Source organism: Actinorugispora endophytica (genome assembly GCF_004363075.1).
GTDB lineage: Bacteria > Actinomycetota > Actinomycetes > Streptosporangiales > Streptosporangiaceae > Actinorugispora > Actinorugispora endophytica.
In genome coordinates this window covers 225,938-252,295 of sequence record NZ_SNYN01000001.1, presented here as the reverse complement: position 1 = coordinate 252,295, position 26,358 = coordinate 225,938, and the positions used below count along the sequence as shown (strand labels likewise).

Genomic DNA, 26,358 nt, shown 5'->3' with positions numbered 1-26,358 from the left:
CCCGAAAAGGTCAAGATCACCGACGGCCCTGTCCGCGAGGTAACTTTTCTGTCGCTGGTCAGTCGGGCTACCCATTTCTCTGGCCCACTGTTAAAGAGATCTTTACGATGGTGCAATGCTCGACCTCGATCGATTAAGGGCGCTCAACGCGATCGCCGAGTACGGCTCGGTGAGCGCGGCCGCCGAAGTCCTGGGGATCACCACGTCCGCGGTCTCCCAGCAGATCGCCAAGCTGGAGCGGGAGACCTCCTCCCGGCTCCTGGAGCGCAGCGGGCGCGGGGTCCGGCTCACGGACGCCGCGCTGCTGCTGGTCGGCCATGCCGAGCGCATCCTCAGCCTCGTCGCCGAGGCGGAGGCGGACCTGGAGGCGCAGCGCGGCAGCGTCGTGGGCAAGATCAAGGTCGCCGCCTTCGCCACCGCCGCGCGCGGCATCATGCCGCACGTGCTGCGCGACATCGCCGCCGTCCATCCCCAGCTCACCGCGGAACTGCACGAGTGCGACCCCAAGGTCGCGCTCCCGCAGGTCCTGCGCGGCGACTTCGACCTCGCCGTCGTCCAGGACTGGCAGAACTCGCCGCTGCCCTTCCCCGAGGGTCTGGAGAAGCTCCACCTGCTGGACGACCCGGCCGAGGTCGCGGTGCCGTCCTCGCACCCGCTGGCCGGGCGGAGCTCGCTGGCCTTCACCGACCTGGCCGAGGACACCTGGGTGGGCGCCCCGCCCGGCGACATCTGCCACGCCTGGCTCTGCCACACGCTGCGCAACGGCGGTGTCGAACCCAGGATCGCGCACTTCTCGCTGGAGTACCCGACCCAGCTGGCCCTGGTCGCCGCGGGGATCGGGGTGGCGGTCCTGCCCCGGCTCGGCCGCGGCCTCCTGGAACCGGGCGTGGTCACCATTCCGGTCCGGCCGCGCCTGGTGCGGCACATCTACGTGGTGTGGCGCGCCGAGGCCGGGCGCCGGCCCGCTGTGCAGGCCATGGTGACGGCGCTGCGCGGAGCGGTCGATACGGTGGGGGAGGGAGCGGGACAGGTTCTCGTCCCCTCCCACCAGCCCGACGGCGCGAAGTAGCCGGGAAGAACCGGAAGGGAAACGGTCCCGCACGATGACCACGACCACCGTTGTCCACCTGCTGCGCCACGGAGAGGTGCACAACCCGAACGGCATCCTCTACGGGAGGCTGCCCGACTTCCACCTCAGCGAGCGCGGACACCAGATGGCCGAACTCGCGGCGAAGTGGTTCTCGGGCCGGGACCTCGCGGTGCTGTACTCCTCCCCGCTGGAGCGCGCGCAGGAGACCGCCGAGCCGGTCTCGACCGGGTTCGGCCTCCCGGTCCACCTCGACGCGCGGCTGCTGGAGGCCGGGAACCGCTTCGAGGGCAAGGCGTTCAGCTCCCGTTCGGTCGCGGACCCGCGCACCTGGGGCAGGCTGTACAACCCCTTCCAGCCGTCCTGGGGCGAGCCGTACAGCAAGATCGTGGAGCGCATGACCGAGGTGATCCGGAGCGTGCGGAAGGAGGCGTGGGGGCGCGAGGCCGTCTGCGTCAGCCACCAGCTCCCGATCTGGATGGCCCGCCGCGCCGCCGAGAAGCAGCGCCTGTGGCACCGCCCGGACCGCCGCCAGTGCAACCTCGCCAGCGTCACCTCGCTGACCTTCCTGGAGGAGCAGCTGGTCAGCGTCTCCTACACCGAACCCGCCGGGTCCCTGTACACCGGCGGCCCCTCCGTCCCCGGGGCCTAGACCGGCCGGGAGCCCGCGGCGGACGACGGTCGGCGACCCCCGGAACGGGGACGCTGCGTTCGACGGACGGGTGGAGAGGGTAGGCTGGTTGTTCGGGTGCCGCCTCGGTCGAGGCGGATCGTCCCTGCTGTCGGGCCGCGCCGTGTGCGCGTCGCCGGGCGCGCAAGACGGCGAGTCGAGCCCCCACGCTCAGCGATTCCGCCGTCGTGTCTCTTTTCGACCTGTCAACCGAGGTGATCCTTATGGGTTCTGTCATCAAGAAGCGCCGCAAGCGCATGGCGAAGAAGAAGCACCGCAAGCTGCTCAAGAAGACCCGCATCGCGCGCCGCAACAAGAAGTAGGCGTCTCTCCGCGGACGCATCGCGAGATCCGGCCTTCCGCCGTCAGGCGCGGCGGTTTCGCGATCGGCGCGGAGACACCTTTCTTTCTCCGCACGCGGAAGGAGGCGCGTCGCCATGGCCCGCGTCGTGCTCGTCACCGGAGTCTCCCGCCAGGTGGGAGGCAGGGTCGCCGAGGCCCTGCAGGCGGACCCCGGTATCGATCGGATCATCGGCGTCGACTCCGCGGCGCCCGACCGCCCGTTGGGGCGGACCGAGTTCGTCAAGGCCGAACTCCACGACGGCAGCGTCGGCGCGGTCGTCAGGGACTCGGGTGCCGACACCGTCCTTCACCTCAGCCTGGTCGCCACGCCCTCGGCGGTCGGCGGCAGGGCGAAGATGAAGGAGAACAACGTCCTCGGCACGATGCAGCTGCTGGCGGCCTGCCAGAGCTCCAGCACGGTGCGCCGCCTGGTCGTGCGCTCCACGGCCGCGGTCTACGGCTCGTCCTCGCGCGATCCGGCTCTGTACACCGAGGACCTGGAGGCACGGGACGCGCCGCGCTCGGGCTACGCCAAGGACGCCGTCGAACTCGAGCGGTACGTGCGGGGGCTGGCCCGCCGACGGCCGGACCTGTCCATCGCGGTCCTGCGCTTCGCCAACCTCATGGGCCCCTCGGTGGAGACCCCGCTGACCCGCTACTTCGGGCTGCGCCTGGTGCCCACCGTGATGGGCTACGACCCGCGCATGCAGTTCATCCACGAGGACGACGGCGTCGAGGTCATCCGCCGCATGGCGCTCGCCGAGCGCGACGGCGTCTTCAACGTGGCCGCGCCGGGCGCGATGCCGCTGTCGCAGTGCCTGCGCCGCGCCGGGCGCCCCGAGATGCCGGTGCCCGAGCGCGGTCTGAAGATGCTCGGCAGCCTCGCGCGCAGGGGGCGGCTCGACTACTCCCCCGAGCAGCTGCGGCTGCTGTGCTACGGCCGGGTGCTCGACTCCAGCAAGCTGGAGCGCGCCCTGGACTGGTCGCCCGCCTACACCTCGCAGGAGGCGTTCGACGCCTACGTGGCCGAGCGCGGGACCGCGCACGGCGCCCGTTCGGGCCGCGCCCGGCGGAACCGTCCGCCGCGTCGCGTCTGACCGCTGTTTTCCCTTTTCCGGCACTGTCACGAAATAATGACGGTTCCACTGTCCGGCCGCCCGCCGGACCGGGGGAGAGGAGTGGGCGCCTTGACGATGCCCGGCGATGACGCGGTCCGCCCGGTGGAGGAGGAGCGCGGACTGGCCCCGGTGCTGCCGCTGGTCCCCCGGGACCGGCGGGGCGGGTCGCCGGCGGGGTCGGAGGACGCCGGGACCCGGCGGGACGCCCGTTCGGGGTCCTTCGCCGGGTTCCTGGAGTTCTGCGAGCGGAGGCTCGACGGCGACTACCAGGTGGACGACTTCGGCTACGACGACGAGCTCACCGGGAACGTCCTCATACCGCTGATGCGGCTCTGGTACGAGTACTGGTTCCGGATCGAGCTGCGCGGCCTCTCGAACGTCCCGGACACCGGTCGCGCCCTCCTGGTGTCGAACCACTCGGGCGTGCTGCCCTTCGACGCGCTCATGCTCCAGGTGGCGCTGCGCGACCACCACCGGGCCGCGCGCAGGCTCCGGACCCTGGCGGCCGACCTGGTGTTCGAGACCCCGGTGCTGTCCCACCTCGCCCGCAAAGCGGGGTACACCCTGGCCGCCTCGGAGGACGCGGAGCGGCTGCTGGGCAGGGGCGAGCTGGTGGGGGTGTTCCCCGAGGGCTACAAGGGCCTGGGGAAACCGTTCAGCGAGCGCTACCGCCTCCAGAGGTTCGGACGCGGAGGCTACGTCTCCACGGCCGTGCGCACCCGATCGCCGATCATCCCGTGCGCCATCGTCGGCGCGGAGGAGATCTACCCCAAGATCGCGGACCTGAAGGCCCTGGCCCGGCTGCTGAAGCTCCCGTACTTCCCGGTCACCCCGGGCTTCCCCCTCTTCGGCCCGGTCGGCCTGCTCCCGCTGCCCACGAGGTGGATCATCGAGTTCGGCGCCCCCGTCGGCACCGACCGCCACGAGCCCGAGGCGGCCGACGACCCGGGCGTGGTCTTCGAGGTGGGAGACGAGGTGCGCGAGATCGTCCAGCGGACACTGGACCGGTTGGTGGTCGAACGCGGAGACCCGTTCTAGCGTTCCGCGCCCGCCCTCCCCCCCGCTGGTCGTGACCTTCTCGAGGTCTCGACCGCATCCGAGCCCCCGAGAAGGTCACGACCAGCGGGGGAGAACCACGAAGGGGGCTAGAACCGTCTGCGCCTGCGGAGGACCCCGACCGCCACGCCGCCCGCCACCGCGCCCGCGACGGCGGCGGGGAGGCCCACGGTGAGGGCTCTGCGGTGCCTGCGGAAGTCGTGCACGGGCCAGCCGTGCGCGGCCGCGTACCCCTGGAGGTCGTCGTCCGGGTTGACCGCGTTGGGGTGCCCCACGGCGGACAGCAGCGGGAGGTCGTTGTAGGAGTCGCTGTAGGCCGTGCAGGCGGACAGGTCGAGGTCCTCCAGCTTGGCGAGCGCGCGCACCGCCTGGGCCTTGGCGGGGCCGTGCAGCAGGTCGCCCACCAGGCGGCCCGTGTACACGCCGTCCACCGACTCGGCGACCGTGCCCAGCGCCCCGCTCAGGCCCAGGCGGCGCTTGATGATGTCGGCGAGTTCCACGGGTGTCGCGGTGACCAGCCAGACCCGCTGCCCGGCGTTGAGGTGCCGCTGCACCAGGACGCGCGCGCCCTCCCAGATGCGGGAGGCCATGGAGTCGTCGTAGATCTCCTCGCACAGTGTGACCAGGTCGTCGACCTTGTGCCCGGCCACGAACGCCAGGGCGGCCTCGCGCGCGGCGTTGATGTGGTCGGGCTGCTCGGTGCCGCTGATCCGGAAGATCATCTGGCCCCAGCCGAAGCGGAGCAGGTCGCGCGTGGTGAACAGGTCGCGCGCGGCCAGGCCGCGGGCGAAGTGGTAGATCGACGCGCCCCGCATGAGGGTGTTGTCCACGTCGAAGAAGGCGGCGCTTCTGGTGCGTCCGGGGTGTTCGGGCGCGCCTTCCGAACGAAGGAGGGCTTCGGCCGCGGCGGCGGACGCCTCTCCGGCGAGCGCGGCGCGGCCGTGGTCACGGTCTCGGAGATGGCCCCACATGGTCCGAGCCTACGGCCCGGAGCACCGAGGTTCTCACGTCTCCGGAACGAGGAATGACATGGAGTGAGGTAAGTCACATCTTCTGGCTGGCAATAGCCCTAATGCCAGCATGATCACCTTCGGTGGAGGAGGGGGAGGCCGGACCGAATGCGCGTTCTGGGCTGAAAGTGCAGCATCATTATCGGGATGGTCGAGGTAGGACTTGCATTCGTCGGCGCCCTGGTGGCTTGGATCGCCACCGCGGCGCTCAGCGCGCGTGCCTACCGGAGCCCGGGGTTCGCCGCGGGCATCTGGGTGGGCTCCGCGGCAGCGGTGACCGTCGCGCTCAGCGCGGCCTTCCCCGCCGCGCTCCTGGATTTCTCCAACGTCACCTTCCGGATCTTCCACATCGGGGTCGGCCTCCTGGGGCCGCTGCTCCTGGCGTGGGGAGCGGTCGAGTACGCCGTGGACTCGCCCAGGGCGCGCTTCGGCGTCCGCCTGGTGGTCACCACGCTGACCGTGGTCCCCCTGGTGGTCCTCGTCATGGACCGGCTCCGCGGCCGCTACGACACGGGTTATCCCGCGCTGGGCGACCACTACGACGTGGTTCCGACGGGCGCGCTCACGCTCGTGCACGTGTTCGTGGGGGCGGCTCTGCTGGCCGCGGCGATCACGGTGGCGCGCCGGATGGGCGACGACCCGGAGGGGGCGCGGCGCGAGCTGTCCGTCCTGGGGCTCGTCGCGCTGGCGGCGCTGCTGGAGGTCGTCGTCAGTCGGCTGGGGCTCGGTTCGCTGGGCCAGCTCATGCTGATCGGCGCGGTCGCCGCGCTCTGGGGCGCGGTGGTGTGGGCGGCGGCCCCGCCGCGCGGACGCGGCGGAGGGCGCCGCAGGGGCAGGCGGCGCGGCGGCGATCACGACGACGACGCTGACCCGGATCACGACGACTACGACGACTACGACGAAGACGACGACCCCGTCGAGAAGGAGGAGCCGGTGCGACGCAGGCGGCGAGCTGCCGACTATGACGACGAGCCGGTGACCCGGTCCCGGAGCAGGTCCCCGAAGCTGCACGGGATCATCACCATCTACACGCTGGCGGACGGCCACGCGGCGGCCTTCGACGAGTGCGCGGAGGAGGTCGTCGACGAGGTGGGCCGCAACGAGCCCGACACGCTCCTGTTCGCCTGCCACACCGTGCCCAGGGCGCCGCTCCAGCGCATCGTCTACGCGATCTACCGCGACCAGCTGGCCTTCGAGGAGCACGAGCAGCAGCCGTACGTCGTCGACTTCGCGCGCCGCCGCGCCGTGCACGTCGTGGCGACCAACGTCATCGAACTGGCGCTGTCGGGGGCGTCGGCCACCGACAACCTCGCGGACATGCTGATGCCGCGACAGTGAACCGTTCCTCAATTTTCACTGGGAGACTCCACCACAAAACCGGAACAACCGGGTGGCTGAAGTAATCTCCTAGGGCGTGGCATGTGGACAAACCGGGGTCGGCGTCCGCCGACCCGGTCCGTCCAGGTCGGCCGTCCGAACGCGCCGACGGCGCGGGCACCCCCGGGTGGTCGCGGTTCCGGAGCGGTCCACACGCCACGATCCAGAGGTGTCCGGGGTCCGGTGCGCTCGTACGAGCCACGCGACTCGCCAGATCTACGGGAGTGTGCTGGAAGCCCGATGCGAAAGTTCCTCGTCTTCTTGATTTTTCTGCTGGTCCTACTGGTGGCCGCGGATCGGGGATCCCACTACGCGGCGGAGACCGAGATCGCCAAGCGGATCGCCCAGCAGTACGGAATGACCACCGAGCCCGAGGTCACGATCGGGGGATTCCCCTTCCTAAACCAGGCCGTCGGCGGGGAGTACGCCGAGATCCACGTGGTCACCGGCGCGATGACCGTCGAGGAGGTCCAGGTGGACCGGGTCGACGTGACGCTGCGGAGCGTCGAGGCGCCGCTCATGGACCTGCTGTCGACGCCCAGCGTGACGGCCGGAGAGGTCGAGGGGACGGTGCTGCTGCCCTACAGCGAGCTCCAGAAGCGGCTGCCCCCGGGTGTGGTGATCGAGACCGAGGACGGGAAGCCCCGTATCTCCGGAGACCTCGCCTATCAGGGCTTCAGCGTCTCGGTCTCCAGCGAGTTCCAGATCTCGGTGGAGGACGACGTCCTGACGGTCACGCCGTCCGACGTCCAGCTGGGTGAGGCGATCATCCCGATGAGCTGGGCGGAGTCCATGCTGGCTCCGTCGGTGCAGCTGCCCCGGCTGCCCTTCGACCTGAAGGTCACCGAGGTGGAGCTGCTGCCCAACGGCATCCAGGCCACGGCGGCCGGGACCGACGTCCCCATCGTCGGGGCCCAGAACGGGTAGTGGTGTCCGAACGGGCCCGGCACGGTCGGCCGGGGGCGCGGCGGGACCCGCCGCGCCCCCGGCCGCCGCGTTCGCCGGGCCCGTTCGGCGAACGCGGCGGCCGGGTGGCGGGTTCCGGGCGCTCCGCTCGGGGACCGGGAGCAAGGAGGCGCGGATGTCGGACACGCTCGTACTGACGGCGGCGGACCTCGGCGGGCCGCTGGGGGAGCGGGCCACGCTCGTGCAGTTCTCCACGGCCTTCTGCCAGCCCTGCCGGGCCGCCCGCCGGGTCCTCGGAGAGGTCGGCGCCATGCTGGACGGCGTCGAGTACGTCGAGATCGACGCGGAGTCCCACCTCGACCTGGTCCGGCGCCTGGACGTCCTGCGCACGCCCACCGTCCTGGTGCTGGACGCGGAGGGGCGCGTCGCCACCCGCGCCGACGGCCCGCCCACCAAGCCCGCCGTCATCGCGGCGCTGGGCACGGTCCTCTGACGCGGAGCGGCGGTCACGCGGAGTGAAAACCAAGCGAAACGGTCGGTTTCAATCGGATTGTGAAGCACCCCACCCGTGACATCGTGTTCGCGACCACGTAACATCACTCTCGTGACTTCCCTGACAGAGGCGCTTTTGACGAAGCGACGCGCGGTCGACTTCTGCCGCGTCGCCACCGCGCTCTGTCACGCTGCCTGTTAGAGCGGACCGCCTTCGCGCGCTCGGCCCGGTCCCCGGCCGCCGCCCTCACCCCCTTCTCGCACCGCTCACGCAGCTGGGAACCCACGATGCAGGTCGATCCCCGGGGCAGCGCTTCACCGCTGCCGCCGTCCCCCTCGTACCCGTCGCGGTTCTTCCCACCGGTAGCGCGTGGCCGCACACGCGGCCGGCGGGGCCACCCCGCTTCACCGCCTCCCCCGACGCGGCCCCCGGCTTCCGCCGAGGCCGCGAGACACACCTGATCACCACCGGCCGCGCCCGGGGTGCCGTGCCGGAACCACGGCCCGCCCCGGCGGGTCCACACGCTTGCGACGACCAACGACAGCAAGAGAAAAAGGAGGTTCCCATGAGCCGCTCCGACGTCCTGGTGGACGCTGACTGGGTCGAGGCCCACCTGGGCGACGAGGGTGTCGTCATCGTCGAGGTCGACGAGGACGCCTCGGCCTACGACAAGGGCCACATCCGCAACGCGGTCAAGGTCGACTGGAAGAAGGACCTCCAGGACCCGGTCCGCCGCGACTTCGTCGACAAGGCCGGCTTCGAGAAGCTGCTGTCCGAGCGCGGGATCGCCAACGACGACACCGTCGTGCTGTACGGCGGCAACAACAACTGGTTCGCGGCCTACGCCTACTGGTACTTCAAGCTCTACGGCCACGAGAACGTGCGCCTGCTCGACGGCGGCCGCAAGAAGTGGGAGCTGGACTCCCGCGAGCTGGTCGAGGAGGTCCCGCAGCGCGAGCGGACCACCTACACCGCCAAGGAGCAGGACAACTCGATCCGGGCCTTCCGCGACGAGGTCGTCGCCGCGATCGGCACCAAGGACCTGGTCGACGTGCGCTCGCCCGACGAGTTCACCGGCAAGCTGCTGGCCCCCGCGCACCTGCCGCAGGAGGTCTCCCAGGTGCCCGGCCACATCCCCACCGCGCGCAACATCCCGTGGGCCAAGGTCGCCAACGAGGACGGCACCTTCAAGTCCGAGGACGAGCTCAAGGAGCTCTACACGGACGCGGGCGTGGACCTCGACAAGGAGATCATCGCCTACTGCCGCATCGGCGAGCGCTCGTCCATCGCGTGGTTCGCGCTGCACGAGCTCCTCGACATCCCGAGCGTGAAGAACTACGACGGTTCCTGGACCGAGTACGGGTCGCTGATCGGCGTTCCGGTGGAGCTGGGGGAGGCCAAGTGAGCACCTGCGGAGCTCCGGTCGGAGGCGTGGCACTGGCCGACGCCGACGCCGGCAACCAGGCGGTCATCCAGGGCACGGTGACCCGGGACGGCCAGCCGCTCGCCAGCGCGTACGCGCGTCTGCTGAGCGCGTCCGACGACTTCGTCGGCGAGGTCGTGACCGGCCCCGAGGGCACGTTCCGCTTCTTCGCCGCCGACGGCGACTGGAAGGTGCGGGTGCTGGCCTCCAAGGGCTTCACCGGCGAGTTCGCGGTGACGGCCGAGGTCGGCAAGGTCATCGACATCCAGGTGCAGGCGTAGCGACGGACAGGGTCCTACACGGCGGTTGAACGCCGGTGGCGACGGGGAAAGCCCCGTCGCCACCGGCGTTCTCGCGTTCACCCGGTGGTTTCCCGGTGATCTTGACCTTTTCGGGGTCTCGGAAGCGGTTGAGACCCCGAAAACGTCAAGATCGCCGGAAACCCACCGGGGAGCGTCAGACCTCGCGGTCTTTCAGTGCGGCGAGGAAGGCCGACCACTCGGGAGTGGTGAAGGAGAGGTGTCCGGCCCGGGGGTGCTTGGAGTCCCGGACAGCGGTGCGGAGAGGGAGGTCGGCGACCTCGACGCAGTTCTCACGTCCGCCGCTATAGCTGCTCTTCCGCCATACTCGCTGCTCAGGCACTCGGCTCACTCTTCTAGGGACGTGATGGTCTCTTCGACAAGTTTCAGGGACAAGGTGGGGCTCAGCGCCGCAGACTGGGCACGGCTGATCATGGTGTTGAACTCCCGGACTTCCTCGTCCTCTTCGAGGTACAGGGTAGAGGTTGGGGTTTCCACGTAAACGACACTGGTGTCCATTGGGTCCGGAAAGTCCATGATCGTGAAGCTTCCGCTGGTTGCGGCATGTGCGCCTGCTCTGTAAGGCAGCACATAGATGTCGATGTTGTGCCGGGCCGCCATATGAGTCAGGTGGCGCAACTGCATGCGCATCACCTCCTCCGACCCGACCAGTCGATGCAGTGCTGCCTCGTCGATGACAGCCGTGAAGTCAGGCGGGCCAACCTGATTGAGAATGTGCTGCCGCTCCATGCGTGCTTCAACCAGTCGTTTGATCTCCGCATCCTCGCGGAGCTTGTAAGCGCGGAACACTGCTTCCGCATAGTCAGGGGTTTGCAGTAACCCTGGGATGACTTGGGCCTCGTAGGACCGAATCACCGACGCTTCGCTCTCGAAGTCTGGCAGGCCGCCGGGAAATGCCTCCTTGTACTTCGTCCACCACCCACGCTGTTTCGCAAGCCGTGCGCACTCATGGAGGGCGTCTCGAACTTGTGGGTCTGTGACCTTGTAGATGTCAAGAAGCGCGTCAAGCTCCGCTGGTGGAATCCTCTTCTGCTCGCCGCTCTCGATCTTCGAGACCTTCTGTTGCGCCCACCCCAGCTTCTCCCCTGCTGCCGCTGCCGATAGGCCCTCCTGCTTGCGGAACTTCCGTAGTTGAGCAGAGATCCGACGTCGCCGGACAGTAGGGCTGTAGCTCCGTTTCATGCGAATCACCCTATCTCCCTTCAGGAAAATCCGGGTAACCCTAGAAATTATCTTGATCTCTAGAGTTACCCGTCATAGTGTTGAAGGCAATACCGGATACCCCTATCTCTTGGCTAGGGGAAGGGTTTTGCAGGAGGTTTCCCCATGTCCGTGAACAACCCCCCTCCCGACTCCCAGGTCCTGTTCGACCTGGCTGAGCGGGTCCGCGTCGCTGTGCTGAGGGCGGTCGTGTGATGGCCGGGCACCGGTTCGGTCGTCTGACGGCCGTGTCGGAGTTCTGGGAGTATCCGGGCGAGCCGGTGTGGTGCCGGGAGGTCCGTCATCGGACCCGGGCCGTGCTGGCCTCCTTCTCCCGGGTGGTGGACGAGGCCGAGCTGGTGGTGTCGGAGCTGTTCGGCAACGCCTGCCGGCACACGCGCAGCGGCGACGGCGGCAAGGTCGCCGTCAGCGTGTCGGCGCTGCGCACCGGGCTGGTGTTCCTGTCGGTCGCCGACGGCGGTCCGCGCCCGAGTCCGGGCACCCGGCGGCCGCTGGCGCCGCGCGTGGTGGCGTCCGATCCGGACGCCTGCGCCTTCCGGGGGCTGGGCCTGGTCGCCGAGGTCACCGACGACTGGGGGTACTGGGTGACCGAGGAGGGCGGGCACGCCGTGTGGGCGCTCTTCGAGCCCCCGCCCCCGGCCTTCCCCCACTCCTGACCGCACCCGCAGCACCCGCAGCACCCGAGGGGACCGCACATCCCTTCTCCGGGGGCGAGCCTCCACGCGGGCCCGCCCGGGCCGTAAGCCGTCCGCGCCCGCTCGCCCCCGCCCCTTGAACCTTCCCGGCCCTCACCCGGCCCCCGCACACCCGCACGAGAGAGGAACACACCCATGACCATGACCACCACCCACCGCGACCTCCTGGTCACCGACCGGGACGCCGCGCAGGACGCCGAACTGGCCTCGCTCATCCGGCTCCTCGCCGTCCGCCGCCCCGAGATCGCCATGGGCTGGACCCCGCCTCCGGCCCCCGTCCCTGCTCCGGCCGCGACCCCGGCGCCCGCCCGGACGCCGCGGCCGCTGCCCTGGCCCCGCCTGCGCGACCCGCTCGCCCCGCACCCCGTCACCGGCCGCACCCCCACCCGCGAGGACTTCCCCGCGAACCGCGAACGCGCCGACTCCATCGCCCGCCTGCGCGCCATCGCCGCCGGAACCCACCGCCCCGGCCAGCACTGGCCCGCCCACGCCACCCCCGCCTACTACGCCCGCAAGACCCGCCCCACCCGACTCCACCGCGCCCTCCACACCCTGCGCCGCGCCCTCGGGAGACTCCGCTGAAAAAACCCGGGAAAACCGTTGTCCTCGGGGAGGGTCGCGGCTCTTACCGGTGCACGCGCGAGAAAGCACCGACACCGAAGGAGTCGCGATCATGTTCTCTTCCCTAGCCCGACGGGCGCTGAGCGCCGGGGCCCTGACGCTCGGCGCCGGGCTCACCGCGCTGGTCCTGGCCGCGCCCGCCGCGGCCGACTCCGACGTCGGCCGGGTGGACGGCGGTCCGCTCGTCGAGGCCGAGCCGTCCGCGCCGGTCCGGCTGGACCCGCCCGCCGGACCCGACCTGGGGACCACGCCCGCCACCCCGGACCCGGACCCCGACCCGGACCCCGACCCGGCCGGCGACGAGGACTTCGTGCTGCCCTGCCCGGTCGACGTCTGCGGACCGGAGGACCCCGGGGAGGAGCCGCCGCTGGACGGCTGCACCGTCGAGGACCCCTGCGGCCCCGAGGACGAGTGGACCGAGCTCGACAGCGGGTGCTTCGTCTACAACGGCGACTACGGGTGGGTGTACTGCCCGGGCGAGGAGCACCCCCAGGAGGTGGACGAGGACGGCTGCTACCTCAAGAACGACCACGTGTACTGCCTCCCGGACGGCGACGACCCCGGCGGTCCCGGCGATCCCGGCGACCCGGGACCGTGCGAGCCGGGGGAGTGCCCCGACGACTCCGTGAACCCCTCGCCCGACTGCCCGCTCACCCACGTCTCCGACGACTGCCGCCCCGATGACGCCCCCGGGGACGAGCCCGGCGACACGCCCGGGGACGAGCCCGGCACACCCCCGGCCCACGAGGGCGGGCCCGGCCTCCCGGTGACCGGTCCGGGCCTGGCGCTGCTCGCGGGCGCGGGCGCGGTGCTCGTCGCGGTCGGCGGAGGAGGGCTGCTGCTGGCCCGCCGCCGCGAGCAGCGGGGAGGGGACCCCCTCGCCTGAGCCGCCCCGAACCGGTCTGCTGCGCCGAAACGACGCGCGATCGCGGAAATTGGGGATCCGTTTCCGCGACCGCGCTGCGACAATTGCGGGACTGTGCCTGAAACGACAGCGAGGCTAGGCTCTGGCCATGCGTGACGCAGACATCGTGCACGCGATCGCCGCGGGCGAGAGGGAAGGGCTGAGCGAGGCGTACCGCGCGTACGCCGATCGCTTGTACGACTACTGCCTGCGGCTGCTCGGCGATCCGGAGGCGGCCGCCGACGCGGTGCACGACGCCTTCCTGATCGCCCGCGAACGGATCGCCCAGCTGCGCGACCCCGACGCCCTGCGGCCCTGGCTGTACGCCATCGCCCGCTCCCAGTGCCACCGGGTCCTGCGCCGTCGCGGCCGGTTCGCCCCGCTGGACGAGGCGACGGACATGAACGACGAGTCCCTGGACCCCCCGGAGACCGGCATCCACCGCCGGGAGCTGCGCGCCCTCGTGCACGAGGTGATGGACGGGCTCAACCCGCGCGAGTACGAGGTCATCCACCTGACCCTGCGGCACCAGCTCGACGGCCCCGGGCTGGCCGCGGTGCTCGGCGTCGGCGTCAAGCAGGCCAACGCGGTGGCGTCCACCGCGCGGGCGCAGTTCGAGCGCGCCCTGGGCGCGCTGCTGGTGGCCCGGACCCGGGGCCGGGACTGCGAGAGGCTGCGGGCCCTCCTCGAGGGCTGGAACGGCGAGTTCACCCCGCTGTGGCGCAAGCGGGTCAACCGCCACATGTCGTCGTGCGGGGACTGCGAGCGCAGCCGCGCGGTGCTGGCGGCGCCCGCGTCGCTGCTGGGCGTGCTGCCCGTCGCGGCGGCCCCGGCCTTCCTGCACGACCAGCTGCTGGCCAACGCCTTCGATCCGGACCTGGTCTACCACCACGCCGAGTTCGCGGACCGGGCCGGCCCCTACCGCCCCGACGGGTTCCCCGACCAGACCGAGGCCGGGACCGGCCCGGCGGCGCGGCTGCCGTCCGTGCTGGCACTGGCCGCCGGGATCGTGGTCCTGGTCGTGTCGGGCTGGATGGCGCTGCCGCTGCTCGCCGCGGAGCTGGGAGACGGGGAGGTGGAGGTGGTCCCGGTCGTCTCGCTGGAGCCGGTCGAGCCCGAACCGGCGGAGACCTCCCCGGAACCCGGGCCCACGGCCGGGGCCGGGAGCGGGGAGGCGGCCGCCACCGGGAACGAGGAGGCGGGTCCGGCGTCCGCCCCCGAGCCGCCCCAGGACGAGCAGGCCGCCCAGGAGGAGCAGGCGGACCAGGACGAGGAGGAGCCGACGGACGGCACCGCGGCGCCCCCGGCCGTCCCGCTGGCCGTGGCCTCGGCCAGCGGGCAGGACGTCACCGGGCCCGGCTGCCCCGAGGCGTGGACCCTGGCGGTCTCGGCGCTGACCGAGGGGGAGGCGTCCGCCGCGACCCTGACCGTCAGCGGCGCCTTCGGCTCCCGGCAGGTCGCCATGGCATCGGACGGCGCACCGGGCAGCTGGCACGCCGTCGCCGAGGGCCTCCCGCTGGACACCGAGGTCACCTGGTCGGTCACGGCGAGCTCCCCGGACGGATCGACCGCGAGCGGCGGCGGAACGGCCTCCCGCCGGAGCTGCCCCGTGGAACCGGGCTGACCCCGAGAAGCCGAGACCTTCGGGAAGGCGAAACCCCGGCGCGGTTCTCTTCCTCTTTATTTCGCGTGAGCGCGTGACACCATGGCCACAGTCCGACAACAATCGCACGTGTCACGCGAAAGCTGCTCCGGTCCGTCTGGTCGCGACCGGGTGGGAGGTGCTGAGCGGTGTCCGAGGTTCGACCGGTTCGAAGGCGTTCGGAGAAGACCCTGCTCGGTTGGCGGCACGAAGTGCTCGTACCGTCGCCGGGGCCGCCGCCGCGCCGCCCCGCCCCCGAGGAGCACAGTGACGTCAGCGCCGAATGGGTGGCGGCCCAGCGCCGCTCCGAGGCCGACATCAACCGCCCGCTGCTGTTCGTGCTCCTCGCGCTCGTCGCGATCGGCACGGTCCTGGTGCTGCTGGCCATGCTCGGGGCGATGCCGTTCTTCCTCGCCGCCACCGGGTGGGTGGCCTGCCTGGCCGTGGCGCTTCCGGTGGTCGTCGCGCTCATGCAGAGCCGCCAGGCGGTGGGGGACCGGCTCGCCGACGAGCGGGACAGGCGCGCCCTCGAACTCGAGGAGAAGCGACGCCTCCTGCGCGAGCGGCAGGAGGCGCACGCCGCCGAGTACACCGAGTGGCAGACCCGCAGACGCGCCTACGAGGCACAGCCCCGCTGGCACGCGGTCGAGGTCCCTCCGGGCACCGGCCGGGTCGTGGTCACGGGCGGCGCGAACGTGGGCTGGTCCGCCCTCCTCACCACGATCGGGGCCGCCCGGCTCCGCGACGGCGGAGACCTCACCGTCGTGGACCTGTCGGGCCGCGCCGCGGCCGGGGAGTTCGTCTCGCTCGTCCAGCGCTGCGGCCTGATCCCCAGGGTGTGGGTGCTCCCCGCGGACCTGCCCCGGATGAAGCTGGGCAGCGACCTCGACGCCGCGCACCGGGCGGACATCCTCGCCTCCACGGTCCTGGCCATCGACCCCAGGGCCGACATCGAGGCCGACCGCACCATCCTGGTCAAGGTCTTCGACGTCCTCGGCGAGGACACCGCGATCATGCGCGTCACCGCGGCCCTGGGCATGCTCGGCCTGCCCGGCGCGGCCGACACCCGGGACGACCCCGCCCTGGCGCTGCTGTCCGAGTACGAGCGCAAGGAGCTGCGCGCGGCGTTCACCGGGGACACGGCGGCCATGGAGCGGGCGCCGGACCTGCAGCGCGCGCTCACCCCCTTCGAAGGACTGGGCAGCCGCGCTGAGCAGGAGCCCTACGCGCAGGTCAAGATCATCGCCACCGACCGCTCCACCGGGGAGTTCGCCGGGCGCGCCTACGGCACCTACACCCTCGACTCGCTCAGCGAGCTCCTGGACCTGCGGGCGCGCAGGGGCGGGACGGGCAGGCCGTGGGCGCGCACGATCGTGCTGTGCGGGGCCGACACGCTGCCCGGCTGGGCGGTGGAGCGCCTGGTCCACGCCGCTGAGAGGGTGTCGGTCGGGCTGGTCCTGATGTACCGGGAGACGGACGGGAACGCCCTGTCGTGGCTGGGCGCCGACGGGACCCTGCCCGTCGTCATGCGCCAGCCCGGCGCCGGGTCGGCGGCCGCGACCGCCGCGTTCCTCGGCGCCGGCAGCCGGGGCCGGGTGCACCGCCTCACCGAGGTCGTCGGCACCGCGCTGGACGAGAGCGCCGCGGACGGCTACGTCACGGACACCGCCGAGAGCGTGACGGCGGCGGTCCCGGTCCGCTACACCGCCAGGTCGATCGCCCCGCTCGACCTCGTCCGGCACATCCGCTCGGCCACCGCCTGGGGCAGGGCGACGGCGCACGCCGCCGAGAACGACGACCCGGTGGACGACGACGGGACGGACCGGCTCACCGACCGCCGACTGGACACCTACGGCCTCCAGCAGCTGCCGCCCACCGCCATGGTCCTGCCCGCCCCGTCGGGAGGACCCGTGGTCGCCGACGCCAACCCGGGCATCCTCACCCTGGCCACCGCCACCCTGACCCCCGTCGGCGACCCGGCCCCCGAGCGGATCGTCCGGCCCGAGGAGGAGCCGCCCGCCAACATCGGCCCCCCGCCCGAGCGCCTGGACTGGCGGGGCTGACCCCCGCCGGACACCCGTGGACGCGCCCGGCCGCGCGGTCCGGATGCCGACCGGTCGTTTCGGACGTGTGAAGAAGGCGTGCTCCGCCCGCTGCGCGGATCCGGCGCGCGGCGGCGGGGAATAGGCTGGGTCCGCCGCCTGTCGCGAAGGCGCATCGTACTTCTTTCATCGAATCTTGTGGGGATCAATGAGCGAACTTCCCTTGCGTGCCCAGCTGGCCGCCGCGCTGGGCAAGGGCGCGGCCTCGTTGTCCCGGGCCACCGGGCGCGGGGACGGCTCGGTCATCGGGGGGCGCATCGCACTCAAGGTCGAACCGGACCTGCTTTCCAAGCTCGCCCGCGGCCGTCGGCTCACGCTGGTCAGCGCGACCAACGGAAAGACCACGACGACCAGGCTGATCGCCTCGGCGCTGCGCCAGCTCGGCGAGATCGCCACCAACGAGCACGGCGCGAACATGCCGACCGGCCACATCACCGCGCTCTCCAACAGGCCCAACGCGCGCAACGGCGTGCTGGAGACCGACGAGAAGTACCTTCCGCAGGTGCTCAGGGAGACCGCTCCCGCCGTCGTGGTGCTGATGAACCTGAGCCGGGACCAGATGGACCGCGCCTCCGAGATCAACCTGCTCGCCAAGAAGTGGCGCGACGCCCTGGCCATGAGCGACACGCACGTGATCGCCAACGCCGACGACCCCCTGGTGGCCTGGGCCGGGCTCGGCGCCCGGAACGCCACCTGGGTCTCGGCGGGACAGCGGTGGAAGGAGGACTCGTGGTGCTGCCCCGAGTGCGGCGGCCACCTCAAGCGCGATCCCGACCCCCACTGGGAGTGCCCCGAGTGCGGGCTGCGCAGGCCCGACACCACGTGGGCGGTGAACAACGCGACCGACACCGTCACCGACCCCAACGGCCAGGAGTTCAGGCTCCAGCTGCACCTCCCCGGTGACGCCAACCGCGCCAACGGCGTGATCGCGCTGGCCACGGCCGCCGCCTACGGGATCCACCCCGAGCAGGCGCTGCCGCGGCTGCGCGAGATCGAGTCGGTGGCCGGGCGCTACACCTCCATCGTCACCAGCGGGGTCGAGGTGCGGCTGCTGCTGTCCAAGAACCCGGCCGGGTGGCTGGAGTCGTTCGCCGTCCTGGACCCGCCGCGCGTGCCGGTCATCCTCTCGGTGAACGCGCAGATCCCCGACGGCAAGGACACCTCCTGGCTGTGGGACGTGGACTACACGGTGCTGCGCGGGCGGCGCGTGTTCGTGATGGGCGAGCGCCGCACCGACCTGGCGCTGCGCCTGGAGACCGACGAGGTTCCCTTCGAGGTGGTGGACCGGGTCGACCAGGTCATCGGCAGGCTCAAGAGCGAGCAGCCCGACATCACCAAGATCGACGTGATCGCCAACTACACCGCCTTCCAGCAGATCCGCACGGCCTACGGCCGCGTCCAGTAGACAGGGAACACCCATGAGCGACACCAGCAGCAGGCTGCGGATCGTCTGGATCTACCCCGACCTGCTGAGCACCTACGGCGACCAGGGCAACGTGCTGATCCTGCGCCGACGCGCCGAACTGCGCGGCATCCCCACCGAGACCGTGCACGTCCACTCCAGCGACGCGGTGCCGGTGGAGGGCGACGTCTACCTGCTGGGCGGGGGCGAGGACCGCCCGCAGATCCTCGCGGCGGAGCGGCTGCGCGCGGACGGCGGCCTCAAGCGCGCGGCCGAGCGCGGCGCGGCCGTCTTCGCGGTCTGCGCCGGGTACCAGATCATCGGCGAGACCTACGGCGACGACGCGGCCAACCCGCTGCCCGGCGTCGGCATCCTGGACGTGCGCAGCAACCGGGGGCAGACCAGGGCGGTCGGGGAGATCGTCGCGGACGTGGACCCGGCGCTGGGCGTCGGCCGGATCACCGGCTTCGAGAACCACCAGGGACGCACCGCGATCGGCCCGTCGGCCCGCCCCCTGTCGACCACGGTCAAGGGGATCGGCAACGACGACGCCACCGAGGGCGCCTACCAGGGCCAGATCCTCGGCACCTACCTGCACGGACCGGCGCTGCCGCGCAACCCGGCACTCGCCGACCTGCTGCTGCGCTGGCGGGTGGGCCAGATCCCGCCGCTCCAGCCGTCGTGGGGGGAGACCCTCCACGAGGAGCGCCTGGCCGCCGCGCTCCGCTAGGGCCTCCGGCCTTCCTGTTGATCGTGGCCTTTCCGGGGTCTCAACCGCGGTTGAGACCCCGGAAAGGCCACGATCAACAGGAGAAAAGGGTGCCGGGGCCCGCGCCCTAGCGGCGCCGCTCCGGGAGGGCGGTGCGCAGGGCTTCGCCCAGGTCCTCGACGCTGACGGTCTCGATGCCCTCGACCGGTTCCTCGGTGTTCGCGGGCACGATCGCCCGGGTGAAGCCCAGGCGCTGGGCCTCGTGGAGGCGGCGCTGGATGCCGCTGACGACGCGGACGTCCCCGGCCAGGCCCACCTCGCCGATGGCGATCATGCCGCTCGGCAGGGCGAGGTCGGTGTGCGAACCGGCCAGCGCCAGGGCCAGCGCGAGGTCCACCGAGGGCTCGACCAGACGCACCCCGCCGACCGTCGAGGCGTAGACGTCGGAGGCGCCCACCCGCAGGTTCGCCCGCTTCTCCAGGACCGCCATCACCATCGCCACGCGGGCCGAGTCCAGGCCGGAGGTGGCGCGGCGCGGCTGGGGCAGCGCGGTGGGCGCCACGAGCGCCTGCACCTCGGTGATCAGCGGACGGCGGCCCTCCAGGGTGACGGTGACGCAGGTGCCCGGGACGGGCTCGTTGCGGCGGGTCAGGAACAGCCCGCTCGGATCGGGCAGGCCGATGATGCCCGAGTCGGTGAGTTCGAAGCAGCCGATCTCGTCGGTGGGGCCGTACCGGTTCTTCACCGCGCGCAGCAGGCGCAGCCGCGAGTGCCGGTCGCCCTCGAACTGGAGCACCACGTCGACCAGGTGCTCCAGGACGCGCGGCCCCGCGATGGAGCCGTCCTTGGTGACGTGCCCGACCAGGACGGTGGCGATGTTGCGCGACTTGGCGAGCTGGATGAGGGCGGCCGCGACCTCGCGGACCTGGGTGGTCCCGCCCGGCGTGCCGCTCGCCTCGGGCGCCATCATGGTCTGCACCGAGTCGACGATCAGCAGCCGGGGCGCGATCTGGTCCACGTGCGCGACGAGGGCGCCGATCGAGTTCTCGGCCGCGAGGTAGAGCTTGGGAGCCAGCGCGCCGAGCCGCTCCGCGCGCAGCCGCACCTGCCCGGCGGACTCCTCGCCCGTGATGTAGAGCACGGGGCCCAGGTCCGCGTACAGCGCGGCGACCTCCAGGAGCAGCGTGGACTTGCCCACCCCGGGCTCGCCCGCGAGCAGCAGCACCCCGCCGGGCACGATGCCGCCGCCCAGTACCCGGTCCAGCTCGTCCAGACCGGTGGGGGAGGCCTGCGCGGCCTCGACGTCGATCTCGGCGATGGGCAGCGCGGGCGCGCTGACCCTGGTCGCGAGGGCCCTGCCGGGCGCGGGCGCCCCGGCCTCCTCGACGGTGCCCCACGCGCCGCAGTCGCCGCAGCGGCCCACCCACTTCAGGGTGGTCCACCCGCACTCGGTGCACCGGAACGAGCTCTTCGCAGCCTTCGCCATATCCCGCACGCTAGCGCCTGGCGGGGACACTCCGTCCCACGGCCGGAGGGGAGTCCGGAAATCTCTCCATATTTTCCTGTGGAAAACCCGGAACCAGAGCAGTCATCCGGTAGTCGCATAAGGGCAGACAACGACACTGGAGGCCGCGGTCGCGGCACTCCTCATGGAGAGAGGACGCGCCGTGGCACCCCCCGCGTCGAAGACCGTCACCCGCATCGCACTCGGCCTCGCGTCGGCCGGGGCCGTCGTCGCTCTTTCCGGGTGCGGCCTGCTGTTCCCCCAGCGGCTGCTCCCCCCGCAGGAGCAGCCGCCGCTGGACGTCGAGACCACCGACGCGGCCGAGAGCGCGGACCCGGCGGGGCTGGGCCTGCGGACCGGCCCGATCCCGGCCGAGATGCCCGAGTTCGACGAGGGCGAGCTTCCCCCCGAGCCGACGGAGGGCACCCCCGACGAGCAGATCGAGTGGGAGATCCTCTCCACCGCCAGCTCGTACGTCGGAAGCTTCGACCCGGCGTCCTACGCGGACTGCCCGGCCACCAACGCCGACACGGACGAGACCATCACCTGCACCTCCCTCGTCTACGGGCAGTCCAGCACCTGGACGGTGGACGTCACCGGCGGCGAGTACGTCTTCAGCTACGAGTACGCCGCGGACATGGTCCCGCTGTCCAGGGAGTTCACCGAGGAGTCGCTGCGCTGGCAGGCCGACTCCGAGGCCGTGGCCTGCGACATGGACGAGTACCAGCTCGGCTCCGTCGGCGAGAGCGGCATCACCTGCGAGGCCGACGACGGCTACGGCGGCGTCACCGTCTACGACCTGGAGACCTCCGTCTACGGGGGGCTCAGCTTCTACGGGCGCTACTGACCGCTCCCACCCCGGGGTCCGCGCTCGTCCCCCTCGTCCGCCCGGAGCCGACCGGCAAAGGACGGACCATCGGACGACCGGACCCCGCTGGGGGCGCCGAGCCCCCGGAACCGCGGCGGAGGGGAAGAACCGCGCTTCTTCTCAGGGGCGGGCCCTCCCGCCCCCCGAGAGGGACGCGCCACGGCGCCCGTCCCGTCGAGGGCCGTTCCGGCGGAGGCCCCGGGGTGCCGGGGCCGGGTCAGTACTCGCGCCACCAGAGGTTGACGGCGTAGTCGACCTCCAGTCCCGGGTGGGTCGCGATGATCTCCGCGGCGAGGCCGGGGGCGAACTCGATCCGGACGACCGCCTCGAAGTCCTCGCGGCGCTCGAACCGCCAGCCCATGTCCAGGGACCGCCGCCGGAACCCCCTTCCGGCCCAGAACCGCTCGACGGACCGGGGGTCGTAGGACGGCAGGGAGCGGCGGAACCAGCCGCCGAAGGTGCTGCGGGTGGCGTCGTTGTCGATGACGAACGCGACGCCGCCGCGCCGCATCACCCGGCCCAGCTCGGCCAGGCCGGGCTCGCAGCCGGGGCCGAAGAAGTACGCCCAGCGGGCGTGCGCCACGTCCACCGACGCGTCGGGGAGCGGCAGGTCCTGGGCGACGCCGGTGCGCACGGCGACGTTGGGCAGGCCGCGCACGCGGGCCCGGGCCGCGTCGGCGAGCCGCCGGTGCGGTTCGACCCCCGTCACCGCGGCCGCGTCGGCGGCGAAGCGGGGGAGGTGGAAACCGGTGCCGCAGCCCACGTCCAGCACGTGCGCGCCGTCCCAGCCGCGGATCTCGCGCATGGCGGCCTCGATCCGGCCGTCCGGGTCGACGGCGCGGTTCTCCGCCTCGTACGCTCTCGGGTCGTTCCAGATGTTGGGGCTGGGAATCGCCCCGGGGACCGCTTTGTTCACCCGAACGAGCTTAGAGCGCGACCGGCGGACGCGCTCCTCGGAGGCCCTGTCCGGGAACCGGCCGCCGCTTACGGTCATCTGACCGATACGCGGGGATTTCCGTTACGACAGCACGTAGGGTGGTTCAAGTGAACGCTATCCAGGTTCCAGACGCGCCGGTCGTCCTCTCGACCGCGTCGGTCTACCCGGAGAAGACGCCCGCGGCCTTCGAGATCGCGGCCAAGCTCGGCTACGACGGGGTCGAGGTCATGGTCACCACCGATCCGGTCAGCCAGGACGTCGACATGCTCCGCAGACTGTCGGACTACCACCAGATCCCCATCCTCGCGGTGCACTCCCCGTGCCTGATCTTCACCCAGCGGGTGTGGGGCCGGGACCCCTGGGCCAAGCTCGTCAAGTCCAAGGAGATGGCCGAGGCGCTGGACGCCCGGACCATCGTGGTGCACCCCGCGTTCAAGTGGCAGCGCGAGTACGCCAAGGAGTTCGAGACCGGCATCGAGCGCATGCAGGAGGAGACCGACGTCAAGTTCGCGGTCGAGAACATGTACCAGGTGCACATGCGCGGCCGGAAAGTCGTCCCCTACGCGCCCAGCTGGAACCCGCTGGACCGCGACTACCCCGACGTCACCCTGGACCTCTCGCACACCGCGATGTCGCGCTCCGACGCCATGGACATGGCGCACAAGCTCGGCGGCCGGCTCTCCCACGTGCACCTCGCCGACGGGTTCGGCGGCCAGAACATCGACGAGCACCTGATCCCCGGCCGGGGCGGCCAACCCTGCGCCGAACTGCTGGAGCACCTGGCCAACACGGGGTACCGGGGCCAGATCGTGCTGGAGGTCAGCACCCGCAAGTCCGACCGCGAGGGCCGGCTGACCGACCTGGCCGAATCGCTGGCCTTCACCCGGTTGCACTTCGCGGAGACCGCGCGGGGGCACGGTGCGGAGACCGCGCGGGGGCACGGTGCGGAGACCGCGCGGGGGCAGGAAGCCGGGCCAGCCCGGCGCCTCGACCGCCGCGAGCGGATCGCCATGCGCTCACGGCCCTCCGACGAGGAGCCGCGCGTGTTCTCGGTCGGAGACGACGGCACGGTCAGCGGAGAGGCCTGACAGGACGGCCATGGCTCGTACGGGGAGGAGACCGGGGGCGACGCGGACCCGGGAGGAGATCCTGCAGGCCGCCCGGGCCGACTTCGGCGAGAAGGGCTACAACGGCGCCTCGGTGCGCGGTATCGCCCGCAGGGCCGGGGTCGACCCGGCTCTGGTGCACCACTACTTCGGTTCCAAGGACCAGGTCTTCGTCGCGGCGATGGAGCTGCCCTACGATCCGGGCGACGTGCTGGAGCGCGTCATGCTGGACACCGGCCAGGACCCCGCCGAGGCGGTGCTGCGGGTCTTCCTCCAGGTGTGGGGCGACCCGCGGACCCAGGCCCCCATGCTGGCGCTGATCCGCTCGGCGGTGGGCACGGAGCAGGCCGCCGACATCGTCCGCGGCTTCATGGGGGACGTCCTCCTCAGGCGGATCGCCCCCAGGCTCGGAGTGAGCCCGCTGCGCGCCAGCCTGGTGGCCTCCCAGCTCTTCGGAATGGTGCTGGTGCGCTACGTCATCCGGGTGGAGCCGCTGGCGTCGGCCTCCCCCGAGGACGTGGTGGCCCTGTACGCCCCCGCCGTCCGCCTGGCGATGGACCTGCCGAAGGGGCCCTGACCGGTCCGGTGGGCCCGGGGCCGCCCCTGCCGGGGGAGGAGGCGCCGGGGCCGGGGCGGCCCCGGCCCCGCTACCGTTGGAGGCCTCGGAAAGGTGTGGACTTCATGATCGCGATCATCGGAGCGGGCAAGATGGGCGAAGCCCTGCTCGCCGGAATGCTGAACACCGGGCACGACCCGGCCGACGTGCTCGTCACCGAGCCGCGCGAGGACCACGCGCTGGCGCTGCGCGCGCGCTACGGAGTCGAGGTCGTCACCGCGGACGAGGCCGCGTCCCGGGCCGGCACGCTCATCCTCGCGCTCAAGCCGCAGGACATGGTCGCGCTCCTGGACGGGATCGCGCCCGCGCTCAAGGCGGACTGCCTGGTCGTCTCGGTGGCCGCCGGGATCACCACGGCCGTGCTGGAGAAGCACCTCGCGGCCGACATCGCGGTGGTGCGGGCCATGCCGAACACGCCCGCGCTGGTGGGGCTGGGAATGACCGCCATCGCGGCCGGGAGGCACGCCTCGGAGGCCGACCTGGACCGCGCCGAGTCCCTGCTCCGCTCGGTGGGCGAGGTGCTGCGCGTGCCGGAGGCGCACATGGACACCGTCACCGCGCTGTCCGGCACGGGCCCGGCCTACTTCTACTTCATCGCCGAGACGATGATCGAGGCGGGCGTGCTCATGGGCATGCCGCGCACGACGGCCGAGAAGCTGGTCACCCAGACCATCACCGGCTCCGCGGCGATGCTGCGCGACTCCGGGGAGCACCCCGTGGTCCTGCGCGAGGCCGTCAGCTCCCCCGGAGGAACCACCGCGGCCGCGGTGCGCGAGCTGGAGCGGCACGGTGTGCGCACCGCGTTCACCGACGCCATCGAGGCCGCCAGGAACCGCAGCCGGGAGCTCTCCGAGGGGTGACACCCGCCCCGCAGGCAGGGGGAGCCCCCCGGCGGTCCGGACGGGTGGTTCTCCCGCCCCCGGGTGTCCCCGGGGACACCCGGGGGCGGGGGCCGCGTGCGGTGGCGCGGAGGAGGGGGCGCGGCGGGCCGCCCGTCCCTCACCCGGGCATCCTGTCCGCCGCCGGGTTTGGCTACTGTGTGGTGCAGAACACGGAATCGGCTGACGGGGGGGCGAATGGGCTGCTCACTGCGCATCGCGTGGGATGACGGACTGACGAGCTACAACTTCGGCCCGCAGCATCCGCTCGCGCCGGTCCGGGTCGAACTGGCCATGGCGCTCTCCCGAAGCCTCGGCGTCTTCGACGCGCCGGGAGTCTCCTTCGCGCCGGTGGAGCCCGCCGACGACGCCTTGCTGGAGCTCGTCCACGACCCCGGCTACATCGCCGCGGTCAAGCGGGCCGGGCACACCCTGGCCCCCGACGACGCCTACTTCCTGGGCACCTCGGACAACCCCGTCTTCCCCAACATGCACGAGGCGTCCGCGCTGGTCGCAGGCGCCTCCGTGGCGGCCGCGCGCGCCGTGTGGACCGGGGAGGCCGAGCACGGCGCCAACATCGCCGGGGGCCTGCACCACGCGATGCCCGGGAACGCCTGGGGCTTCTGCGTGTACAACGACGCCGCGCTGGCCATCGCCTGGCTGCTGGAGCAGGGCGCCAAGCGGGTCGCCTACGTGGACGTGGACGTGCACCACGGCGACGGCGTGCAGACGGCGTTCTACGACGACCCGCGCGTGCTCACCGTCAGCCTGCACGAGTCCCCGCTGACCCTGTTCCCCGGCACCGGGCGGGCCGAGGAGATCGGCGGCCCCAAGGCCGAGGGCTACGCGGTCAACGTCGCCCTGCCCGCGGGGACCGACGACAGCCTGTGGCTGCGCGCCTTCCACGCGGTCGTCCCGCCGCTGCTGCGCGAGTTCCAGCCCGAGGTCCTGGTCACCCAGCAGGGCTGCGACACCCACGCGCTCGACCCGCTGGCCAACCTGGTGCTCAGCCTGGACGGCCAGCGCCGCACCTACGCCGCGCTGCACGAGCTCGCCAAGGAGACCGCGGGCGGACGCTGGGTCCTCCTGGGCGGCGGCGGGTACGAGCTCGTCCAGGTGGTCCCGCGCGCCTGGACCCACCTGCTGGCCGAGGCGTCGGGCCACCCCCTCGACCCCGGAACGTCGACCACCGAGGAGTGGCGGGAGTTCGTCAGGGAGCGCACCGGCGAGTTCGCCCCGCTCCGCATGACCGACGGCCACGTTCCCGACTACACCCCGTTCGAGGAGGGCTTCGACCCGGACAGCCCGGTGGACCGCGCCATCCAGGCGACGCGCAAGGCAGTCTTCCCCT

28 protein-coding genes are annotated in these 26,358 nt (G+C 72.0%); 23 read left to right on the top strand and 5 right to left on the bottom strand.

What is annotated here, in order from left to right:
• Positions 1-115: 115 nt before the first annotated feature.
• From EV190_RS01140 to EV190_RS01120, 5 genes are all read left to right on the top strand, one after another.
• The gene (locus EV190_RS01140; RefSeq protein WP_133739519.1) at positions 116-1,069 is read left to right on the top strand and encodes a LysR family transcriptional regulator; all 954 of its coding nucleotides are present in this window, start codon (positions 116-118) and stop codon (positions 1,067-1,069) included.
• A 34-nt stretch (positions 1,070-1,103) separates the two neighbouring features.
• On the top strand, positions 1,104-1,739 hold the full coding sequence (locus EV190_RS01135) for a histidine phosphatase family protein (RefSeq protein WP_133739518.1): 636 nt from the start codon (positions 1,104-1,106) through the stop codon (positions 1,737-1,739).
• Positions 1,740-1,981: 242 nt separating this feature from the next.
• Positions 1,982-2,080: a 30S ribosomal protein bS22 gene (locus tag EV190_RS01130; protein ID WP_078760640.1), complete on the top strand. Its 99-nt coding sequence runs from the start codon at positions 1,982-1,984 to the stop codon at positions 2,078-2,080.
• Positions 2,081-2,194: 114 nt separating this feature from the next.
• Positions 2,195-3,196, top strand: coding sequence for an NAD-dependent epimerase/dehydratase family protein (locus EV190_RS01125; RefSeq protein ID WP_133739517.1), 1,002 nt, complete (start codon positions 2,195-2,197; stop codon positions 3,194-3,196).
• A gap of 96 nt (positions 3,197-3,292) precedes the next feature.
• On the top strand, positions 3,293-4,255 hold the full coding sequence (locus tag EV190_RS01120) for a lysophospholipid acyltransferase family protein (RefSeq protein WP_208112979.1): 963 nt from the start codon (positions 3,293-3,295) through the stop codon (positions 4,253-4,255).
• A 107-nt stretch (positions 4,256-4,362) separates the two neighbouring features.
• Here EV190_RS01120 and EV190_RS01115 read toward each other — a convergent pair whose 3' ends face one another.
• Entirely contained in the window at positions 4,363-5,088 is a 726-nt protein-coding gene (locus tag EV190_RS01115) for an HAD family hydrolase (RefSeq protein ID WP_243742328.1), read from the bottom strand.
• A gap of 342 nt (positions 5,089-5,430) precedes the next feature.
• Between EV190_RS01115 and EV190_RS01110 the strand changes: the two genes are divergently transcribed.
• The 6 genes from EV190_RS01110 to EV190_RS01090 all read left to right on the top strand — a co-directional run bounded on the left by EV190_RS01110 (position 5,431) and on the right by EV190_RS01090 (position 9,763).
• Entirely contained in the window at positions 5,431-6,621 is a 1,191-nt protein-coding gene (locus EV190_RS01110; protein WP_133739515.1) for a putative quinol monooxygenase, read from the top strand.
• Between the two features lie 279 nt (positions 6,622-6,900).
• Positions 6,901-7,587: an LmeA family phospholipid-binding protein gene (locus EV190_RS01105; protein ID WP_133739514.1), complete on the top strand. Its 687-nt coding sequence runs from the start codon at positions 6,901-6,903 to the stop codon at positions 7,585-7,587.
• A 154-nt stretch (positions 7,588-7,741) separates the two neighbouring features.
• On the top strand, positions 7,742-8,059 hold the full coding sequence (locus tag EV190_RS01100; RefSeq protein WP_133739513.1) for a TlpA family protein disulfide reductase: 318 nt from the start codon (positions 7,742-7,744) through the stop codon (positions 8,057-8,059).
• A gap of 75 nt (positions 8,060-8,134) precedes the next feature.
• Complete coding sequence (locus EV190_RS24450; protein WP_394345475.1) at positions 8,135-8,260, top strand: putative leader peptide; 126 nt, start codon at positions 8,135-8,137, stop codon at positions 8,258-8,260.
• 364 nt (positions 8,261-8,624) lie between these two features.
• Positions 8,625-9,464 (top strand): sulfurtransferase, encoded by an 840-nt coding sequence (locus EV190_RS01095; RefSeq protein ID WP_133739512.1) that lies wholly within the window; start codon positions 8,625-8,627, stop codon positions 9,462-9,464.
• A complete protein-coding gene (locus tag EV190_RS01090) occupies positions 9,461-9,763 on the top strand; it encodes a DUF1416 domain-containing protein (protein ID WP_133739511.1) in 303 nt (100 codons plus the stop codon). Before EV190_RS01095 ends, EV190_RS01090 begins: the two co-directional genes overlap by 4 nt.
• Positions 9,764-9,938: 175 nt before the next feature.
• On the opposite strand, the gene EV190_RS01085 is transcribed toward EV190_RS01090, so the two are convergent.
• Together EV190_RS01085 and EV190_RS01080 are read right to left on the bottom strand one after the other, a co-directional pair.
• Complete coding sequence (locus EV190_RS01085) at positions 9,939-10,124, bottom strand: DUF397 domain-containing protein (protein WP_133739510.1); 186 nt, start codon at positions 10,122-10,124, stop codon at positions 9,939-9,941.
• 5 nt (positions 10,125-10,129) lie between these two features.
• Positions 10,130-10,984: a helix-turn-helix domain-containing protein gene (locus EV190_RS01080; RefSeq protein WP_133739509.1), complete on the bottom strand. Its 855-nt coding sequence runs from the start codon at positions 10,982-10,984 to the stop codon at positions 10,130-10,132.
• A gap of 266 nt (positions 10,985-11,250) precedes the next feature.
• Between EV190_RS01080 and EV190_RS01075 the strand changes: the two genes are divergently transcribed.
• The 7 genes from EV190_RS01075 to EV190_RS01045 all read left to right on the top strand — a co-directional run bounded on the left by EV190_RS01075 (position 11,251) and on the right by EV190_RS01045 (position 19,119).
• Positions 11,251-11,679 (top strand): ATP-binding protein, encoded by a 429-nt coding sequence (locus EV190_RS01075; protein ID WP_243742259.1) that lies wholly within the window; start codon positions 11,251-11,253, stop codon positions 11,677-11,679.
• Between the two features lie 174 nt (positions 11,680-11,853).
• Positions 11,854-12,300 (top strand): hypothetical protein, encoded by a 447-nt coding sequence (locus EV190_RS01070; RefSeq protein ID WP_133739507.1) that lies wholly within the window; start codon positions 11,854-11,856, stop codon positions 12,298-12,300.
• Positions 12,301-12,391: 91 nt separating this feature from the next.
• Entirely contained in the window at positions 12,392-13,225 is an 834-nt protein-coding gene (locus EV190_RS01065; protein WP_133739506.1) for a hypothetical protein, read from the top strand.
• Positions 13,226-13,352: 127 nt separating this feature from the next.
• Positions 13,353-14,867 (top strand): RNA polymerase sigma factor, encoded by a 1,515-nt coding sequence (locus EV190_RS01060; protein WP_133739505.1) that lies wholly within the window; start codon positions 13,353-13,355, stop codon positions 14,865-14,867.
• Positions 14,868-15,097: 230 nt separating this feature from the next.
• On the top strand, positions 15,098-16,948 hold the full coding sequence (locus tag EV190_RS01055) for a hypothetical protein (RefSeq protein ID WP_243742258.1): 1,851 nt from the start codon (positions 15,098-15,100) through the stop codon (positions 16,946-16,948).
• 187 nt (positions 16,949-17,135) lie between these two features.
• The gene (locus EV190_RS01050; RefSeq protein WP_133739503.1) at positions 17,136-18,392 is read left to right on the top strand and encodes a Mur ligase family protein; all 1,257 of its coding nucleotides are present in this window, start codon (positions 17,136-17,138) and stop codon (positions 18,390-18,392) included.
• A gap of 13 nt (positions 18,393-18,405) precedes the next feature.
• Positions 18,406-19,119, top strand: coding sequence for a type 1 glutamine amidotransferase (locus EV190_RS01045; protein ID WP_133739502.1), 714 nt, complete (start codon positions 18,406-18,408; stop codon positions 19,117-19,119).
• Between the two features lie 106 nt (positions 19,120-19,225).
• Here EV190_RS01045 and radA read toward each other — a convergent pair whose 3' ends face one another.
• A complete protein-coding gene (radA, locus tag EV190_RS01040; protein WP_133739501.1) occupies positions 19,226-20,584 on the bottom strand; it encodes a DNA repair protein RadA in 1,359 nt (452 codons plus the stop codon).
• Between the two features lie 181 nt (positions 20,585-20,765).
• Between radA and EV190_RS01035 the strand changes: the two genes are divergently transcribed.
• Positions 20,766-21,449 (top strand): hypothetical protein, encoded by a 684-nt coding sequence (locus EV190_RS01035; protein WP_133739500.1) that lies wholly within the window; start codon positions 20,766-20,768, stop codon positions 21,447-21,449.
• Positions 21,450-21,687: 238 nt separating this feature from the next.
• Here the strand turns inward: EV190_RS01035 and EV190_RS01030 are convergent, their stop codons facing one another.
• Positions 21,688-22,275 carry a class I SAM-dependent methyltransferase gene (locus EV190_RS01030; protein WP_394345488.1) on the bottom strand — a complete coding sequence of 196 codons (588 nt, stop codon included), beginning with the start codon at positions 22,273-22,275 and terminating at the stop codon, positions 21,688-21,690.
• Between the two features lie 239 nt (positions 22,276-22,514).
• Here EV190_RS01030 and EV190_RS01025 point away from each other — a divergent pair, with 239 nt between their 5' ends.
• The 4 genes from EV190_RS01025 to EV190_RS01010 form a co-directional block, all read left to right on the top strand.
• Positions 22,515-23,495 carry a sugar phosphate isomerase/epimerase family protein gene (locus EV190_RS01025; protein ID WP_133739498.1) on the top strand — a complete coding sequence of 327 codons (981 nt, stop codon included), beginning with the start codon at positions 22,515-22,517 and terminating at the stop codon, positions 23,493-23,495.
• A 10-nt stretch (positions 23,496-23,505) separates the two neighbouring features.
• Positions 23,506-24,090 (top strand): TetR/AcrR family transcriptional regulator, encoded by a 585-nt coding sequence (locus EV190_RS01020; RefSeq protein WP_133739497.1) that lies wholly within the window; start codon positions 23,506-23,508, stop codon positions 24,088-24,090.
• A 104-nt stretch (positions 24,091-24,194) separates the two neighbouring features.
• On the top strand, positions 24,195-24,989 hold the full coding sequence (gene proC, locus EV190_RS01015) for a pyrroline-5-carboxylate reductase (protein WP_133739496.1): 795 nt from the start codon (positions 24,195-24,197) through the stop codon (positions 24,987-24,989).
• A 216-nt stretch (positions 24,990-25,205) separates the two neighbouring features.
• Positions 25,206-26,358 (top strand): acetoin utilization protein AcuC (locus EV190_RS01010; protein ID WP_133740093.1); only part of this gene is annotated, 1,153 nt, incomplete at its 3' end.